This window comes from Methanobrevibacter sp. (assembly GCF_045646045.1).
Lineage (GTDB): Archaea > Methanobacteriota > Methanobacteria > Methanobacteriales > Methanobacteriaceae > Methanocatella.
In genome coordinates this window covers 1-17,270 of the sequence record NZ_JAZRJY010000155.1, presented here as the reverse complement: position 1 = coordinate 17,270, position 17,270 = coordinate 1, and the positions used below count along the sequence as shown (strand labels likewise).

At 28.6% G+C, this 17,270-nt stretch carries 15 protein-coding genes; 1 reads left to right on the top strand and 14 read right to left on the bottom strand.

Annotated features, from left to right (window positions below; all coding sequences use genetic code 11):
- Window positions 1-33: 33 nt before the first annotated feature.
- The 5 genes from ACKI5C_RS10455 to ACKI5C_RS10435 all read right to left on the bottom strand — a co-directional run bounded on the left by ACKI5C_RS10455 (window position 34) and on the right by ACKI5C_RS10435 (window position 6,550).
- Window positions 34-4,251 carry a hypothetical protein gene (locus ACKI5C_RS10455; RefSeq protein WP_407433054.1) on the bottom strand — a complete coding sequence of 1,406 codons (4,218 nt, stop codon included), beginning with the start codon at window positions 4,249-4,251 and terminating at the stop codon, window positions 34-36.
- Window positions 4,252-4,554: 303 nt separating this feature from the next.
- Window positions 4,555-4,986, bottom strand: coding sequence for a DUF5675 family protein (locus tag ACKI5C_RS10450; RefSeq protein ID WP_407433053.1), 432 nt, complete (start codon window positions 4,984-4,986; stop codon window positions 4,555-4,557).
- Window positions 4,970-5,350, bottom strand: coding sequence for a hypothetical protein (locus ACKI5C_RS10445; protein WP_407433052.1), 381 nt, complete (start codon window positions 5,348-5,350; stop codon window positions 4,970-4,972). The genes ACKI5C_RS10450 and ACKI5C_RS10445 overlap by 17 nt, the downstream gene beginning before the upstream one ends.
- A gap of 58 nt (window positions 5,351-5,408) precedes the next feature.
- Window positions 5,409-5,858 carry a DUF6808 domain-containing protein gene (locus ACKI5C_RS10440; RefSeq protein ID WP_407433051.1) on the bottom strand — a complete coding sequence of 150 codons (450 nt, stop codon included), beginning with the start codon at window positions 5,856-5,858 and terminating at the stop codon, window positions 5,409-5,411.
- Between the two features lie 59 nt (window positions 5,859-5,917).
- On the bottom strand, window positions 5,918-6,550 hold the full coding sequence (locus tag ACKI5C_RS10435; protein ID WP_407433050.1) for a DUF6712 family protein: 633 nt from the start codon (window positions 6,548-6,550) through the stop codon (window positions 5,918-5,920).
- A gap of 251 nt (window positions 6,551-6,801) precedes the next feature.
- Between ACKI5C_RS10435 and ACKI5C_RS10430 the strand changes: the two genes are divergently transcribed.
- Window positions 6,802-7,017 (top strand): HNH endonuclease signature motif containing protein, encoded by a 216-nt coding sequence (locus tag ACKI5C_RS10430; RefSeq protein WP_407433049.1) that lies wholly within the window; start codon window positions 6,802-6,804, stop codon window positions 7,015-7,017.
- 19 nt (window positions 7,018-7,036) lie between these two features.
- On the opposite strand, the gene ACKI5C_RS10425 is transcribed toward ACKI5C_RS10430, so the two are convergent.
- From ACKI5C_RS10425 to ACKI5C_RS10385, 9 genes are all read right to left on the bottom strand, one after another.
- Window positions 7,037-8,521: a hypothetical protein gene (locus ACKI5C_RS10425; RefSeq protein WP_407433048.1), complete on the bottom strand. Its 1,485-nt coding sequence runs from the start codon at window positions 8,519-8,521 to the stop codon at window positions 7,037-7,039.
- Window positions 8,518-8,919 carry a hypothetical protein gene (locus tag ACKI5C_RS10420; RefSeq protein WP_407433047.1) on the bottom strand — a complete coding sequence of 134 codons (402 nt, stop codon included), beginning with the start codon at window positions 8,917-8,919 and terminating at the stop codon, window positions 8,518-8,520. The genes ACKI5C_RS10425 and ACKI5C_RS10420 overlap by 4 nt, the downstream gene beginning before the upstream one ends.
- Before the next feature lie 66 nt (window positions 8,920-8,985).
- Window positions 8,986-9,513, bottom strand: coding sequence for a hypothetical protein (locus tag ACKI5C_RS10415; protein ID WP_407433046.1), 528 nt, complete (start codon window positions 9,511-9,513; stop codon window positions 8,986-8,988).
- Window positions 9,514-9,609: 96 nt separating this feature from the next.
- Window positions 9,610-9,963, bottom strand: coding sequence for a hypothetical protein (locus ACKI5C_RS10410; protein ID WP_407433045.1), 354 nt, complete (start codon window positions 9,961-9,963; stop codon window positions 9,610-9,612).
- Between the two features lie 75 nt (window positions 9,964-10,038).
- Entirely contained in the window at window positions 10,039-14,367 is a 4,329-nt protein-coding gene (locus tag ACKI5C_RS10405; protein WP_407433044.1) for a BspA family leucine-rich repeat surface protein, read from the bottom strand.
- Window positions 14,368-14,521: 154 nt separating this feature from the next.
- Window positions 14,522-15,196, bottom strand: a complete 675-nt coding sequence (locus ACKI5C_RS10400; protein ID WP_407433043.1) for a hypothetical protein — start codon at window positions 15,194-15,196, stop codon at window positions 14,522-14,524.
- Window position 15,197: 1 nt separating this feature from the next.
- A complete protein-coding gene (locus ACKI5C_RS10395; protein ID WP_407433042.1) occupies window positions 15,198-16,454 on the bottom strand; it encodes a terminase large subunit domain-containing protein in 1,257 nt (418 codons plus the stop codon).
- Window positions 16,438-16,863, bottom strand: coding sequence for a hypothetical protein (locus ACKI5C_RS10390; RefSeq protein ID WP_407433041.1), 426 nt, complete (start codon window positions 16,861-16,863; stop codon window positions 16,438-16,440). Before ACKI5C_RS10390 ends, ACKI5C_RS10395 begins: the two co-directional genes overlap by 17 nt.
- Before the next feature lie 4 nt (window positions 16,864-16,867).
- Window positions 16,868-17,185, bottom strand: a complete 318-nt coding sequence (locus ACKI5C_RS10385; RefSeq protein ID WP_407433040.1) for a hypothetical protein — start codon at window positions 17,183-17,185, stop codon at window positions 16,868-16,870.
- Between the last annotated feature and the right edge of the window lie 85 nt (window positions 17,186-17,270).

Below are 17,270 nucleotides of genomic sequence, written 5' to 3'. Positions count from 1 at the left end.
GCAAATAAATGAAAACGAAAGTGTATGTGATTATTAATAATCCAAACCTGCTATTGCTCTAACATTTCTAACCTTATTTTGAACATTCTCAATTTCAGTTACAGATACATAAATAGGTCTATTATCTTCAGATTTAACGCTATTTATCGCTCTTGTATCAATCATTGGAGCATTCATAGATGGTAATGTACCACCATCAGCGAAAACTGTTTTAAAAGGCTTAGAATAGTTCTTAGTAGAACCATTAGAATAAAATTCAACAAAATCACTTAAATCTAATTTTTTCTTTTTACTATTAATAAATGTTAAAACATCTACATTCTTACTTGTTGTTACCTTATTTGTGATATATTCACCACCTTCAACTTCAACTGAACCATTCATTACTGGAACACCACCTTGACTGTGTGATTTACCTTGGATAACACCACCATCAGCAAATTTTTGTTTTTGGATAGTAGCAATCTGAACAGCACCCATAGCAGCAGCAACAGCAGCAAGCGCAACACCTAAGAACCAAGGTTGAACTGATAATGCATTAGTAACTGCTAATGCAGTTGATGCAGTTGCTTGTGCAATTTGTACCTTTTGATTTTGCTTATTTCTCTTTTGTTCAACTGCTTTTTGTCTTTCTTCAAGTGCATCTTTTTTCTTTTGCAATTGTTCTTGTTGTTTTGCAATCTTTTGTTCTTGTGCCCATGCTTGTTCTCTTTTTTGCATTTCTGAATTTATCTGGTCAAGTAAGAATAATCTTCTATCACCTCTTGCAGTTTGTAGTTCACCTTCAATATCAGAAACATTTTGGTTATGTTTTTCAAACAATTCTTTTTGTTCTTCTAACGCTTCTCTAAGGGTTTCAGTTTCTTTATCATATAGTTCCCTTAAATCATCAATTCGTTTCATTTCATTTTGATACTGCAAGTCTGCAATTTGACTATACATTTGCGCCCATATACCAACAGCAGCATTAACAACTTCTGCAATACCAACACTCCATTCTTTAAAGTTCAAAGAAATGTTGGATAGTGTATTATTAACTTCTTCTTCCAATAAATCAAGTTCAGCATATGATTTATTAAATGCTTCTTCTGTAATAACACCATCGTTAAATTGTTGAATAAGTTCTTCTTTTTGTTTGGATATATTTTCTTTCATTTTTCTGAAAGAATCTTCAAACTTATTCATTTCCATTATTGAAGAAGAAAAACCACCTAAAACAGATAATTCTTGTGAACCTAAATCAACTTCGTCAACATTGCTAAAATCTTCTTGTAATTTTAATATATCATCATATGCCTTACTATATTCTTCATATATAATATCATTATATTTAGTAATAATTTTTGAACGTTCAATCTGGGTATTCTTTTCAATATCCAATTGTCTGTTTCCAAATTCCATTCTCAATTTTAATAAATTATTTTGATGATTTTCATCTGCTAAACTAAATTGTTTTTCCCAATATGCAAGAATGCTTTTTCTTTCTTTTTCAGTTAAATCAGTTCGTTCTAACTGTTTGTTTTGTGCTTCAGTAAGTCTTTCAATTTCTTCATTATAGCGGATTTCTTCTTCTCTCTTAGCAATTGTATGTTCTTGCTGCAAGATTTTCTTTTCTTCTGCTTCTGCTTGTAAAACTATACCTATTTCTCTTGAAGAATATTTTGTTAAAAGAGTATTTCTTTGTTCATAATGTTTTTCAATTTTTGTCATATTTTCAATATAGTCCTTTTCTATAATATCGTTCTTTTCTTTATAGAATTGTTCTAATTGTTCTTTTCTTACTTGATACTGGTCATAAGTAATTTTACCACTTTTCGCATCTTCTCCAGCACTGATTAATTTTTCATTATATTCTTTTTCATTCTTTAGTATATCAGTATCTCTTTTTGCAGTTAAAAAGTCTTCACCACTCTTTTTTTCTTTTGCATCATATTCTGTTAAGTAGGATAAAATATTATTATCCATAGGTTTACCACTGAACAAATCTTGTTTTAAACCTGAAATTCTTTCAACTAATTTATTAATATTAGTTTCTATCTTATCACCACTTAATACATCAGTAACATTTTCTCTCCAGAAATCTTTAAGTTTTAAGGTGAACTTTTCAAATGTTGATAAACCTTTAGTACCAAAATCATCTGGAATAACACCCTTGCTTGTTAATATCGTTTCATCTTGAATTTTTAACCATTCTTTTCTGAAACCAGTTAACTTTTCTGATAATTCATCTATTCTTCTATAAGTGTTATTTAAAGATTCAACATATACATCAGCATCAACATTAATACTATCTAACACTAATGATTTTTCTATTTCATATTTTAGTTCTTTAATCTCTTTGTTGTGTTGTTCAGTTAATTCCTCTCTTTCTCGTTGGTGTTTTGCTAATAAAGCAGTTCTTAGTTTCTCATTTTTTCCAGATTCTTCAAGTTCTCTTTTTTGTTGTAACTTTAATTCTGCCATTCTTTTTGAGAAACCATCTTTCATAGCAGCAACTTCAGCATCTTCTATTTCTCTCCTTATTTCTGCTTGTGTTTTTCCACTACCATTCTTTCCACCATTGTTATTAACAGCGTCTAAGTATTGATTATAACCTTCCATTACTCTTGATAATGAATTATATAATACAACCTTTGCTTGTGCATTTTGATAAGTTGCTATGGTATCTTCATTAAGTTCATCAGAACCATCTTCAATTGCTTGTTTATATTTATCAACAATTTCTTTTGCTGAAATATATTCAAATGATAAATCAGATAAAAGTTTAATGATATTTGCTTTATCAACATCTAATTTTTTTGTATCAATTTCAAATAATTTACCCCATTTACCTTCTAACTTTTTATTTTGAGTTAATATGTCTTGTATGGTTAAATTATATTCTGCTTTGTATTTCGCTAACAAATCTGTTGTTGATTCAATTTCATCAATTAAACCCAAATCTACTTTAAGTTTATTCAATCGCTCAATTTCATCCAACCAATCATTAGTACTTTCTTTTATTCTATCAATTGCTTGTGCATTAGCAAGTAATTTTCTTTCTGATTTGCTCAATCCATTAACCATTTCCATTAAAGCGGAAACAGCATCAGCAGCCAATATTGCAAGTAAACCAATACCACTTGCAGCGATAGCACCTCTCAACAACTTAAATGCTCTTGAAGTACCAGTTGTTGTTACACCTAACATCTTCATTACCTTATCAGTTGCTGCAAGAGATACCGTCCAAACCTTATTTAATACAGTTCCATTTTGAATTGTTTGGTTATATAATTCTTGTGCTGATTGAAGGATTGCTTGTATTTGAACAGTTCTATTAATTGCTTCTTCAATCTTTTCTTGATTATCACCAAATAAACCAGCAATACCACTTGCCATCTGCATAGCATTACCAAGTGCTTGGAACGCTTGTACACTCATATCCAAACCTCTTGATGTAGATGATACTGAATCCCTTAATTCATCAGTTTGTTTTCTTACTCTCTCTAAGTTTGCAGATGTTTGTATAAATTCTTGAAATTCTTGGTTAAGTTTTTTATATTCTTCAGTATTTGTTTTTCCAGCATTTGCCAATTCTTGCATCTTTGCAGCAGCAGCATGTGCCATATCATCAATTTCTCCAATCGCTTGTGATACGTTTTCAAATTGAACAGCAACACCACCAATATTTACATCAAACATTTGTTTACCCTTCAAAGAATCAACACCTTCTTTTACTTCTTCAATGGTACCAGCAGTTTCATACATTTGTCCATCAAATTCATTGAGAGCATCAACCACAGATTCAGTATAGTTACCAACGTTTCTACTGAATGTTCCATAGTCTTGTTCCATTTGTTTAACTTGGTCATTGAGTTCTTTAATCTCATCAGTCAAATCAGCAAATACATCTGCATCTACATCTATATCAACTGTACCTAATTCTGCTTTTAAATCTCTTAATTTTGCTCTTAAACCATTAAGTGTGTTGGTATATTCTCCATCTATAGTTTTAGCACCTTTTGCAATATCCTTTTCAAGTTGTTGCATTTCCTTTTTTAGTGCCTTTGTTTCAATACCTTCTATTGATATTTCTGGAATTTTAAACTTTTCCAAATCCTTTAACCCTTTAGCATCAAGTTTAATACCTTGTTTTCCAAGGGCATCTAATCTATTTTCAATATCGTCTAATTTTGATATTAAAATATCTAATTCATTAATACTTTCCTTAATACCATTAATGACAATATTATAAACTTTTTGATTTGCCATGTTATTTTATATTTTAATATAAACATTTATGGCAATAAAAAAGGGTAGATGTTTCACCCCATCTACCCAACACAAGTCCAATACTAAATAGCGAAATTCCAAAACTACAGGCCTAGTGTAATATCTTTATATATTATAATATATTATCAAATATATCTTTATTGAATAAATAATAGTAATATAGAATATTTATTATATCTTGTTTATCTAAATCTTCTTTATATTCTTCTATTTTATTTATAATATATAATAAGTTATGACAATTGTCAATACTTGCTGAAATTTCTGTTATACTTTCTTTTATCATTCTATTGTTATTGTTACTTCTTCGTCATTTTCCAATGCATCGTTAATCAAATTAAATAACTTGGTATATGTTATTTTTGAATTTAAAACCTTACCCTTTTCTGTGTTTTCTCCAACCAACAAACACCCACTGGTATCTTTATGTGTGTTACCGCTATGAATCCTGATACCATCAAATCCTTTTACGTTCATTAGTATTGGCATTCTTTGCTTAAATCTTGGTGAATAAGTAATAAGCACTTTATAGGTTCCAGTTGGTATTGCTGTTATATTTGGTTTTTTCAATGCTTGAATCATATCCAAATCCATTTCATCTTTTAAACCTCTATCAGCATCTTCTAACGTATCACAAAAATACGCTCCATTAACTAATAATCTTCCAATTGTGTAATCTAAACCTCTATATATTCTATTAACCTTCAATTTCATCTAAATCATCTATTTTATTTAAATTATTTTTACATAACTCTCTGTGAGGACATCCCTCAACACAACAACTGTTCTTTTGAAGTTCTGCAATCAATAGAGATTTATCATATAATCTTGAATTAAGTCTTAATATAGTTGTTCTCAATGTTTGTAGTTCATTTGCATACTTTGTTAATTCTTCTTCAAGATTTGTAATCTGGTTCAATAATACTTGGAATTGTTGTTCTTGTGTTTCAATCACTGATTTCTTGTAATTGTATAATTCTTTTGAACCATCAAAGTTTTTCTTATCAAACTCTTTCTTTTCTCCTTTCAACCAATACCAGAATTTGATAAGCAAAGGTAGTATCCATTTTTGCGCCATTATAAAGGTAATAACACTCCCTATGGCAGTTAAAAATAAACTATCTGTACTGTTCATTTTAAAAGTTTATTGAAATGCCATACCCTATATAAAAGTCTGGCTTATTATTAATCATTCCATAACCAACACCAACTTGTACACCATGCTTTATTAAAGGTTGTTTTTCTTTGATTTCCAGCGTTTTCTCTTTATAGATGGTAGTTTGTGTTGGAAATACCTTTACATAGTCTAAATTCGCCTTAAAACCACTTACAGATGCTTCATATGTACTATCCTTATATATGGTTGTTGTTATTGGTATATCTACTTCTGTTTTTGTTGAATCCGTTGAATACAATGTATCTTTTACTATTTTAGTAAGATACACTGTATCAGGGATGGGTTTATATATAGTTATTGTGTCTGTGTGCTTTATTATTTCAACCTTTTCTATTATGGTTGGTTCAACACTTTTTTTACCATTAAATAATATTATTAAGAAAATAATTACATAAATTATATACTTCATAACCCTTTATATAAACATAAAAAAATAACCCTACTTTCATCAAATAGGGTTAATTATAATTATCTTAAAATTCTACTATTATTAGAATATAACCTAATATTTGCGTTTGGATTTTGCTTCATTTTTTGATAGAAATTATACCATTTCATTTCTCTGTGTACATCAATCCTATTTGCATTCCAGAGAAAAAGAGCAAAAGCACCACAATCATCAATGTCAGTAGTAGTGCAGCAATCATCATCAGATTTGAACAAAGGGTAGCAATCACTGTTTTCATTTAAGAAATTCTTTAACATTCTCTTTAATACTTCAAGTTGTGTTCTAATGTGGTTCTGCATATTAATCAACTCACTATTACTAATAGGTTCACTATTATCACTCTTTCCTTTTGTTACACCCTTTTCTGTAATATTATATGCTAAGAATGGCATTGATTCAAATACAATCGCCATAGATAAATAAGGATATATCTTTAATAGGAGAGTAGAGTTTTCTCCAGTAAGATTGTTATTTTGAACTTGCTCTAAAAGTTCATTATATAATTTTCTACCTACAATATCAACTACCCATACTTCTTCTGCTATTGATACAAACGGTCTAATATCATCCCAATTATAATTTGTTGGAACTGGTGAATATGCTGAAAAATAAGAAAAATCAATCAATGTTGGATTTAAATAAATATCTGCCATATTATTATATTTTTATTATAAACATTATTTTGTTTTAAATAACATTTTTTATATATTTGCATTAATCACTAATATTGGTGAGAAATATAAATAAGATAATATGCTTATTGAAGATAACAGATTCACACCATATTTATTTAATGTAGAAGAACGGTAAAATATGGAGTAAAAAATTTAAAAAATATGTTGGTTATAAACATAAAAATACAAGTTACTTACAAGTTGGTGATAATAAAAAATTACCTACAACTATGTTTCATAGAATAATTTATATGGTTGGACATCAATGTGATATACCAGATGGGTATGATGTACATCATATTAATGGTAATAGAATTGATAATAGATTATGCAACCTTGAAATTATAAAAAAATCAGAGCATTTAAGTTTAACCTTTAAAGGAAAACCGAAAACTGAAGAGCATAAAAAGAAAATAAGTAATTCTATGAAAAAACTTAATAAGTAGGAAATTAGTTTCCTACTTATCAAAATTTATCTGGTGAACTGTATTCATAAGTTACTGTACCTTGCCATACACCACTTACATTACTTTCTGTAACTTGTACATTCTTAACAATAACTTCATATTTTACACCATTTATTTCTGTCCAGACTTCAGAACTATTCATCAAATCATAAAGGGAATATATACCATCCTTATCCATGTAATGTGTTGTCAAAGTAACTGAATATTGATTATCCATAGAATATACCTTATTCATTGATTTAATATTATCATTATATAAGTTGAAATTCTGTTTCTTATATAATGTCTTTTCAGTTTCTCTTTCTTCTTCTCTCTTTGCTGTAAATGGGAAAAATGATACACCACCATAACTGTTATACCAATTCAATATTTGATAATCATTCATATTACCATATTTCAAAGGTTTTATATTAGTATATCTTACAGTTCCTTGATTTGGTGTAACAACATCTACGTAATACGCACCTTCTGTTGGTGTGAATGAATGATGATACAATGATTTATCAGGGGTTATTGAAACTGATTGTGTTGATATTTGATTTAATGCTGAATCCAAATAATTAATTGTTAACGATTTTGTTGATAAATCATAACAATAAAATGATAATGTTATAGGTTCACCATCAATATAATATAAAGTTGTATTATTATATGTTGATTTATCCGTACCTCTACTAACATTTTGTGCCAAATACCAACTAGAGAATTTAGGAATGTAGAATATACCTTGATTAACTGAATAACCATTAGCAGCATAGTTATGTGATAATTCTCCAATAACTGTTGCTTGTCCATTCTTAACATAACTTGCAGTAACATTATACTGGGTTATATTACCGTTTTCTGTTACTGTTGCTAATATTGGTGATAAATCAAAATTAATACCATCCTTATAATAGTTCTTTTCAACTGTTACCAAATGAGGTAATACTTTACTGTTTGCTCCAATTTGAGTTTGTTTTGTTATATTTGGTTCTGCATATACATCAAGAATTACTTTTGTTCCAGTTAATAAATCAGAAGAACTACCATTAGTAGGTGAACTAAAACTAATATAAGTTGCATTTGTATCAATATCTGTGAAATTGTATTGATTACCCTTTTCTTTCGCTTCTATGATAACTTTAGAAGATGTACTACCATATACTTGATTATCACAATAAACGTTATAGGAATTGATTAAACCAGTATTTTGAAATGCTTTTGCAATTGAATATGCAGATGCTTTTGTATAACTTGAACCCAATGATAAAGGCACTAAATAAACTGAACTAACATCATTTCCCAATACATTAGTTGATGTTATGGTATAACCATTTATTCTAATATAACAAGGTTCAGATGTATTACCTCCAGTTGATACTGTGATTTCCAATCTTGCTTTATCGCCATCACCAAAGGAATCTATCTTTAATATAGTAGGAACATTGTTAAAAGTTATATATTGTTGTGGATTAATATTTCCATTTAATAATATGTTCATTGATTAAAATATTTATCTAAATTAGTTATTATTGTATTGAATATTTCATCATATAATTTTCGCTCAAATCTTTCATCAAGCATATCACCAAAAGGTTCTAAAAGTGGTCTCGCTGGAATACCTAATTGATATATTGTTTCTCTAATAGCATATGCAACCCTTACATCATTTGAAATACCTTTTCTTTTTATATAATCTATTAATGGTCTGATGGGAACTGGTGTTGCACCTGCTTTTCTTCCTTGTTCAATATATTGTAGATAGTCATTATAAAATAAACTAAAAGTCCAATCATTCTTTTCTATTTTTGCTTCATTGTCCAGATTTGAAAATTCTAAAGTGACTTTACCGCCACTTCTTTTGCTTGCTCTTTTATTGATAGCATAATCAGATGCCATAAGTTGCCTCCATACTATCATTAGTTCTTTTGCTATCTTAGTTGCTAATTCATCCATCTGTTTCCATTATTTTAGTTTTATTGGTGAAATTATTAAATCACTTTTATTGTTATTATATTTGATATTTGAACAATTATTTTCAGGATTTATATCCATTTCAACCTTTACTTCTTCTTCCTTTACAATGAAATTATCTCTATACTCACATATGTTAATTGGATTAGGAACTATAAGTTGTATGGTTGCTCTTACTCCAGCACAATTATCATCTGTATATTCACTGTAAGATGCTATTGAATAATCTCTTACTTCAAGGTTATAATAGGTTGTATCAGCGTTAATAAATTCGATATAATCAAGCATAATGTGTAATGCAGTATCTTGTACATCAAGCACTGTTAAATCGCTGGAAATGAACCCTAATACATCTACATTAAGTCTTAATGTCATAATACCTTCTACCAATTGTTTTTCAAGTAAAGATTCATTGTCTATAATAAATTGGAAATACTTTTCATTCGATTGGTTATTGATATTTATTTGTCTTTTGTAACCCACCTTATTAACTGCTTTGTGTTGTGCTGCAATATCCATAAGGTGTGTAATTAATTCTTTTATCATAATATTTATATTTTAATATAAACATTTAGAATAAAAAAAGGATAGAAAATAATCTATCCTTTATATTAATTATAATGTGTCACTTGTTATATCTCCAGTGGGTGTATCTGGTTTCACATAACCACAATCAGTTGAGTTGCTTTCTATTAAAGTATTACCTCTTTGATAATTTCCAGTTCTTGTCCATATTAAACCATTCTCTGTACATTCTTCAACTTGCATTGTATATTTATTTATACCATCACAATAATAACCTTCACTTGCGTCCAATTCAACCCATCTACATTGTTTACTATCTGTGCTACTACAATTTGAAGGATTTTCTATTATATCACCAACTCTATATTCTCCAGTGTCAACCCAAGTAATACCATTATCTAAACTCTTTTGTTGCTTTTGCTTTTTATATAAAATATTTGCCATATTTATCTATAATATTTTAATATAAACATTATAGAAAACAAAAGGATAGTAAATAAATACTATCCTTTATATTATTTAATAACTTAATAATTTAAGTTTTGTTGGATTAACTCCAGATGGGTCATATCCTTGAATTTCCAATACCTTATATAAATTATCATCAAAGTGAACTGAAGCACCCATTGATATTAATCTATATTCATTAGGAGTTAAATATACATCTATTTCAACTTCATCTGAACCACTATCAACATCAGCGTTAAAGTATTTACCTAACAACGTATTTACACCATTTTTATAATTTAAATATATAATCTCATTATTATCAGTATATATCTTATTATTTGATGTTGTTGTTATAAAGTATTTTTCACCTTGAACTGGTAATACAATATCACTTGGAGAATTTCTAAACCACATTCTTTGTGCCATACCTCTACCATCATTCTTCGCCATTTCTTCATATTTATAACCCTCAATCCACCATTCAGTTTTACCAATTACAGGTATTGTAACAGTACCATTTGATGTAGAACCAGTTGTAGAACCAGTAGGTGTATCAGGTTCAGTAGGTGTATCAGGTTCATCTACTTCTTCAATTATATCACAAGAAATTCCTGATTCTCTTAATCTTGCACACCACCAATCTCTTGTACCTTCTTTAATTCTCAATGTTTTTAAACAATCTCCAACTGCTATGTTAAACATAGTATCATATGAAGTAATATGTTCTCCTACATTCCAAGTACTAACATCTAATGTTTCTAAACTTATACAATTAAACATACTTTGCATATTAGTAACATTCCCAATATCAAAATGTCTTAAATCTAATGTTTTTAAATTATCACAATATGCGAACATAAAACTCATATTTGTAACTCCACTTGTGTTAAAACTTGATATATTTAATTTATCTGTTCCAGTAAAACCAGTACAATATGCGAACATATAACTCATAGATGTTACTTTGCTTGTATCAAAATTACTTAAATCAAGTTCAGTTAAACTTCTACAACCATGAAACATACTATCCATTCTTGTAACTTTACTTGTATTAAAGTTTCTAACATTTAGTGAAGTTAAACTTCTACATCCACTAAACATACTATCCATTCTTGTAACTTTACTTGTATTAAAGTTTCTAACATCTAATGAAGTTAAATTAACACAACTATTAAACATATAAGCCATATCTGTAACATTACTTGTATTAAAAGATAATAAATCTAATGAAGTTAAAGAAGTACATCCATTAAACATATACTTCATATTAGTTACATTACTTGTGTCTGGAAAACTTATTAAATTAGTTAACGATGTGTTATAAAAAGTTCTATATGTCATAGTTAATTTATCAACACCCAATTCAGATAATGTTGTTGTATATGGACTTGTTGTTGCTGTATATGTGTTATTTTCATCTTGAACAAAACCATTGAACATAAACACTAATGATGATGTATTAAATTCAAATGAAAGAGTTTGGTTTCCACTTGATGTATTTCCACCACTTCCACCTTCTTGGTCTCCATCACCTTCACTATCATCTGGATTTTCATTTTCATATCCACCACCACCAGTTTCTTCTTCGATACCTAATGTCATTATATATTCATTTAATGTATTCATACTATCATCAGTATAATTGATATTATCAACCACTGTTAAACTATATTCACTTTCATCAGTTAAATATATTTCAACACCTTCTATTGATAACATTTGTTCCACTTGATAACATATGTTGGTTGCAATAACATCAGTTGCAGAAGGTGGTGTAAGAGTTCCACTCATATCTGTTGGTGTGTATGTTTCTGTTCCTTCCATATGTTTACCAAGATGTAATCTTGATGATTTAACCTTGAATTTTAAAACATCAGGTATTGTGCTAATTCCACTTATAGTATATTGTATATTTGAATCAAAAATAATTGAATGTGGTTTAAATAAATCATCAATACCATCACCATCACTATCACAACCACTATCTGTACCAACTCCAGTTCTGATTATTTCACCAGTTAATGTTACTGTAATTGCACTACCACTTGGTGTTGGATTAATAGGTGGAAGACCTGGAATATTTGTTGTTACTTCAAACGGTCTATACCAACAATAACTAAATCCTAAAGATTGAGATATATCTTGTGAATCATCTGCTTGACTTATTTGTATTTTTTCATATCCATAATCACCATAATCTTTCCAGTTATTGGATTGCATCTGTTCTTCAGTTGTATTGTCTTCTACGCTTCTATAAAAACCTTCTTCTTCTGTATCAATCTTATATTTAACTTCAATACTTCTTGGAAATTCTATTTCATTGAATACTGCATCTATTGTATTTGTTTTATCATCAATATCAACTGGTGCTGCTATACCATCATTTATTTTTTGTCTATTCAAAATAATATTATTACCATCTTGTTGAAATGATAAATTAAATGCTTTTTGAACATCTGTTATAAAATCTGATATTTTTTGTTGATTGTTATTAAAATTACCCAAATTCAAATCAACATCAAATAAACTATTCATATTATAAGATAGTTTCTTGTATGATATATGTTCTTGTGCAACTGCTCTTACTTTCAAATTAATTGTTGCATCTGCTTTATATATAACTGGTGTCATATCTGTACTACCAGTTGATGTTGAATTATTGATATAATATCCTCTTGTTTGTGCGAAAGGTATTAACATGTCGTTTTTGTTCAATCTAACAATGGTTTTCAATATACCTTTAGTTCTTCTACCATTTGATGTAGGATAATATTCACCACCACCCAATAAACTATTTGCATTTACTGTTGATGTAGTACTACCTGTTGTCCAACCTAAACCTAACCAACTATCAGGGTCTATTTCAAAATCTGTGTAGTTAAAATAATATCCATTCATATTATATAATGAACCATTTGCTACATCTTGATAATCTGAATGCCAACTATATCCATTTTTCATATAAGCAAAGTTTCTTCCATAAGTACTTTGTGACATACCACAGATGAAGTCTGGATTATTATATGGGTCAATTGCAACTGCACTTACCACATCATCAGGAGGTAATGCGTCTATTGCTTTACTGACATTGGAATACTTACCAACTCTCATATCCATATCTTCTTGAATGATTGCTTGATAATCACTTTCATTAGGATAATCACCATAATATATAATATTGTGGCTTATATTATTCACTTCACCATCATCAGTATCATATTTACATAATTGTATTTCTATAGGCATATTATCAAGTGAATAAGATAATTCAACATCATCATATTCTCTTTCTTCATCCCAACTAAATTTTTGTCCTTCAATAACTACTGAACCCGCTGGAGAATATTTAATACATTGTTGTGCTGTTATACTACCTTGACTTGTTGGTATACCAATATCCATATCCATAGTTATTTCATACCATCCATCAGCAGGAATTTGAATACCTTCATTAACATACATCTTACTGTTGTTCTTGTTAACTGTTATGGTACTATTACTATTTAAACCTAATGTATTCCAAACAAATGCTGTATCATAGTTATTTGTTCCACTTGCTATTTCACTTCTCGTCATTGGAATATAACCTAAAGGATATTCTATCATATTGGTTGAATCATTATTCGCCCACTTAATCGTTACATCAACTGTACCCATATCAGGGTCTCCATAATTATATAATGGGTCTTGTTCATCAGTAATATAATTTGATAAATATATATCATTTAAAATTCTATCTGTTATTATATCACCACTTAATTGATAACCTTTTAATTCACAACATTTCTTTAATAATTCAACTAAATTTAAAGAAGGTACAAATGAATTATAATAAAATCTATTTGTTAAATCTATTACATATTTATCTGAATATTGTCTATTACCAGAACCAGTTGTGAAATCTGGTAATTTATTAAATAATGAATATGCTACAAAAGGGAAAAAGTATTTGGTATCAGGATTAGCATTTACTTCATTGATTGTGCTTACACCCTTGAACGGAACTTTCCAGTTAATCTCATTCATTGTAGTTTCACCAAATATAGTTTCCAATGTATTAATCTTTGATTGAAATAAATTACATTTGAATTGTCCTTCTTCAATTGATGTAACTTTAATAGTACCATTAAATATTAATATATTGTCTGCATAAACTTGTGCTGGGTATCTACCACTGAATTTATTTTTCTTTGATGATATATTAGCATAATTGAATGCTTTTGCATTTATATCTGTTACTGGTAAATTAAATGTAAAACTGTATTCTGATTGTGTTGTATTTATTTTTGTTGGGTCATTTATAACTTTATTAATTCTTAAATTAACTCCATCATCAAATAAATCAATTGGAATACCATTTACGTATATTTCCAGTGTATGATTATTAATATTTGCCATATTATTATATTTTATTATAAACATTTTAGGGTATAAAAAAAAGGAACTATTTATTAGTTCCTTCTTTGTTTTCTTAATTGGTCTTGGAATTTATCTTCGTCTTCTTCTGCCCAACCTTTTTCAATTGTATATGAAAGGAATTGAAATACTGTTGTTATATACTGTTGAGTTGTTTTCTCAACTTTTTCAATTTCTTCATTGGAGAGTTCATAAAGCGTTTTAATCCAGTTCCACTTCTTACCGAATCTTCTGTAACTGTCAGAATGTGGTTTGTGTGGTCTTTGAGTTTCTCCGAAAACAATTGGATATTGTTCGGTGATAGTAGATATAAGTTTAAAAAAAAACCTATCATTGGATATATTTTGGTTATTGGTTGATGTGCAAACATTTCAATCCTTTTGTTGAGTTCTAAGGCAATGAAATCATCATTATATATTTCTCCTTCCTTTCTACATAAAATGCCTAAAATCGCTGGAAAATTGTTTTTATCGCTATCTAATACTGTTTGCACATCAACGTATTCACCAAACTTTAATTCTTCCATATGATTGATAGTATATCTTTCCCCATCTATATCAATATAGTTTAATATCTCATTTGATATATTATCTTTTAAATAATCTATTTTATCTGCTATTTTTTCAATAATGATTGCTGGATATTGATTTAATTCATTTAATGGAATATTGGATAATACAGATATGATTTCTTTTATTGTTGGTTTATTTTCTTCTTGATATAAAGTTTGTATTTGAATGAACTTTTCTAATGTTATTTCATCCCAAGATTCTGGTATCGCTATTTTAAAATTCTGTTTCGGTCTTGCCATATTAAATAAGTTTTTTAACTATATTTCGCTTTGCAAATGTTATATTGTTTGTATATTTAAAATCTTCTTTTGCTTGTATTGCCATTCCCAATGATGTTATTGTATCATCATGTGCGCTTGGTATTGCAGCATAAGTAATATTACCATTCTTAGTTAACTTGTATGTAAATGTACCTAATTCAGAGTATAATAACTTATTATCATTATTAAATGATATTTCATCATTCATTATCATAACTGATAGTTTATTTACATATTCTTTTTTTGTGTCATTGGTAGTAGTAAATTTATGAAATGTATCTTTATGCTTTAATAATTTCCTGATTTCATTATACATTACTTCACCAATTGAGTTAACTTCTATATATGTTGCTTTTGGGTTATAATGATTTAATATATCAGCAATTTGTTTATATTTTGAATCCAAATCACCTTTTATATTAAATTGTTGTATTTGATTCTGATTATTTATAAATGTTATGATTGTATTATCTGTACCAACTGTTGATAAGTCTATACCACAATATATATTGTTATAATCAAAAGTAAATTCTTTAAAACATCTTTCATAATCTGGAAATACTGATAATGCATTTGTCATAAACTCACATAAAAACTCTGTTCTCCATGCAAGTTCTGGATAACCTTTCTTCAATTCTTCTATTTCTTCTGGTTTTATCAGTGCATCATCATATATTGTTCTCTTTAGAAATATATATCCTTCTTCACCTTTGATTGCTCTCATACATAGTTCATAGAAAAAACCACTTGTTGAAAAAGGTGTGCTAATCATTATTACTTTCTTACCTCTTACTTTGATGAGTGGTAATACAATGTTAAACCAAAAGGATTGCCCATCTATAACATCTTTAACATACGCTGCTTCATCTATTATAAGTCTTGTACAGTTACTACCTCTGGCACTTTGTGCTGCTTCACCAGAGAAGAATTTAAGAGTTGAACCGCTTATTGTTTCAATGATTAGTTCTTGTGAATTGGATTTTACAATTAATTTTTCTGGTAATAGTTTTATTATTTTTGAATAAATTTGTTTTGAAAGTAGATAGGTAGGAGTGAAATATATAATGTCCTCAGACTTATTTAGCAACCATTCTAAGCACAATAACATTACAACTGTTGATTTACCTTGCTGTCTAGAAAACGCTGCTAATATGTACTTTAAATCATCGTTATGTGCTGCATTGTAAAGTAGTTGTTGTGATTGTGTTAGTTTGATTCCTTTAATCTGTACCTTCATCTGTTAAATTGAAGTCTATAACAATATTCTCTACCTTTGCTTCTACTTTTGTTGGTTCATACGCTCCAGTTAATTTGGCAATTTCTTGGATGCATTTAATGGCATTCATTCTATCACCCATATCTTTTGCTTCAGTGAACAAATCATATAACATATTTGTTAATGATGCTCTAATGTCAGGTAATTGCTCTTCAAAATCATCTTTGATTCTTTTTCTAGCAAATTTAATAATTGCTTTTGCAGTTCCTTCAGTATATTTCTTACCGATTCCATATTCATCTTCCATTAGTTTTTCTTTGATAACAGAATATACACCACCATCCATTAGGTCATTAACAACATTTCTAATTGCCAATTCTTTTCTTATGCTTGATTTATCTTCATTTGCTGGTTTGATTGGTGCTGCCATAGTTTTATTCTCCTTTCTTTTTCTTTCCCTTCTTCTGGGTTATTTCTTCCAATTCTTCTTGTGTTGGTGTCATTAGTTCATCTAATACTTCTAATGCTTTTGCTTTTTCTTCTTGTTCCTTTAATAACTTGGTAAAGTTATCATACGCTGTCTTTAATTCTTTGTATCTTTGATTAATACAAGAACTACAATTAGTTGGTTTTAAATTCTTTTTGAAAACCTTATTATATAATTCTGTAATTTCTACACCACTAATTCTGGAACCTCTTTTAACTAATTGAATGAAGGTTTCCATATTTACTATATCTATACTATCGAACATACTATTTATTTTATTTCAATTTCGTTGATTGATACAACATTATTTTCGTCTATATGTAGTGCTACTGCATCAAGTATTGTTAGTA

Excerpts from the sequence above, each read along its gene's own strand:
- ACKI5C_RS10455 (WP_407433054.1), bottom strand. The coding sequence starts at position 4,251 with ATGGCAAATCAAAAAGTTTATAATATTGTCATTAATGGTATTAAGGAA.
- ACKI5C_RS10390 (WP_407433041.1), bottom strand. The coding sequence starts at position 16,863 with ATGGCAGCACCAATCAAACCAGCAAATGAAGATAAATCAAGCATAAGA.
- ACKI5C_RS10450 (WP_407433053.1), bottom strand. The coding sequence starts at position 4,986 with ATGAAATTGAAGGTTAATAGAATATATAGAGGTTTAGATTACACAATT.
- ACKI5C_RS10415 (WP_407433046.1), bottom strand. The coding sequence starts at position 9,513 with ATGGATATTGCAGCACAACACAAAGCAGTTAATAAGGTGGGTTACAAA.
- ACKI5C_RS10405 (WP_407433044.1), bottom strand. The coding sequence starts at position 14,367 with ATGGCAAATATTAATAATCATACACTGGAAATATACGTAAATGGTATT.
- ACKI5C_RS10395 (WP_407433042.1), bottom strand. The coding sequence starts at position 16,454 with ATGAAGGTACAGATTAAAGGAATCAAACTAACACAATCACAACAACTA.
- ACKI5C_RS10425 (WP_407433048.1), bottom strand. The coding sequence starts at position 8,521 with ATGAACATATTATTAAATGGAAATATTAATCCACAACAATATATAACT.
- ACKI5C_RS10445 (WP_407433052.1), bottom strand. The coding sequence starts at position 5,350 with ATGGCGCAAAAATGGATACTACCTTTGCTTATCAAATTCTGGTATTGG.
- ACKI5C_RS10400 (WP_407433043.1), bottom strand. The coding sequence starts at position 15,196 with ATGGCAAGACCGAAACAGAATTTTAAAATAGCGATACCAGAATCTTGG.
- ACKI5C_RS10385 (WP_407433040.1), bottom strand. The coding sequence starts at position 17,185 with ATGTTCGATAGTATAGATATAGTAAATATGGAAACCTTCATTCAATTA.
- ACKI5C_RS10435 (WP_407433050.1), bottom strand. The coding sequence starts at position 6,550 with ATGGCAGATATTTATTTAAATCCAACATTGATTGATTTTTCTTATTTT.
- ACKI5C_RS10420 (WP_407433047.1), bottom strand. The coding sequence starts at position 8,919 with ATGGCATCTGATTATGCTATCAATAAAAGAGCAAGCAAAAGAAGTGGC.
- ACKI5C_RS10440 (WP_407433051.1), bottom strand. The coding sequence starts at position 5,858 with ATGAAGTATATAATTTATGTAATTATTTTCTTAATAATATTATTTAAT.
- ACKI5C_RS10430 (WP_407433049.1), top strand. The coding sequence starts at position 6,802 with ATGTTTCATAGAATAATTTATATGGTTGGACATCAATGTGATATACCA.
- ACKI5C_RS10410 (WP_407433045.1), bottom strand. The coding sequence starts at position 9,963 with ATGGCAAATATTTTATATAAAAAGCAAAAGCAACAAAAGAGTTTAGAT.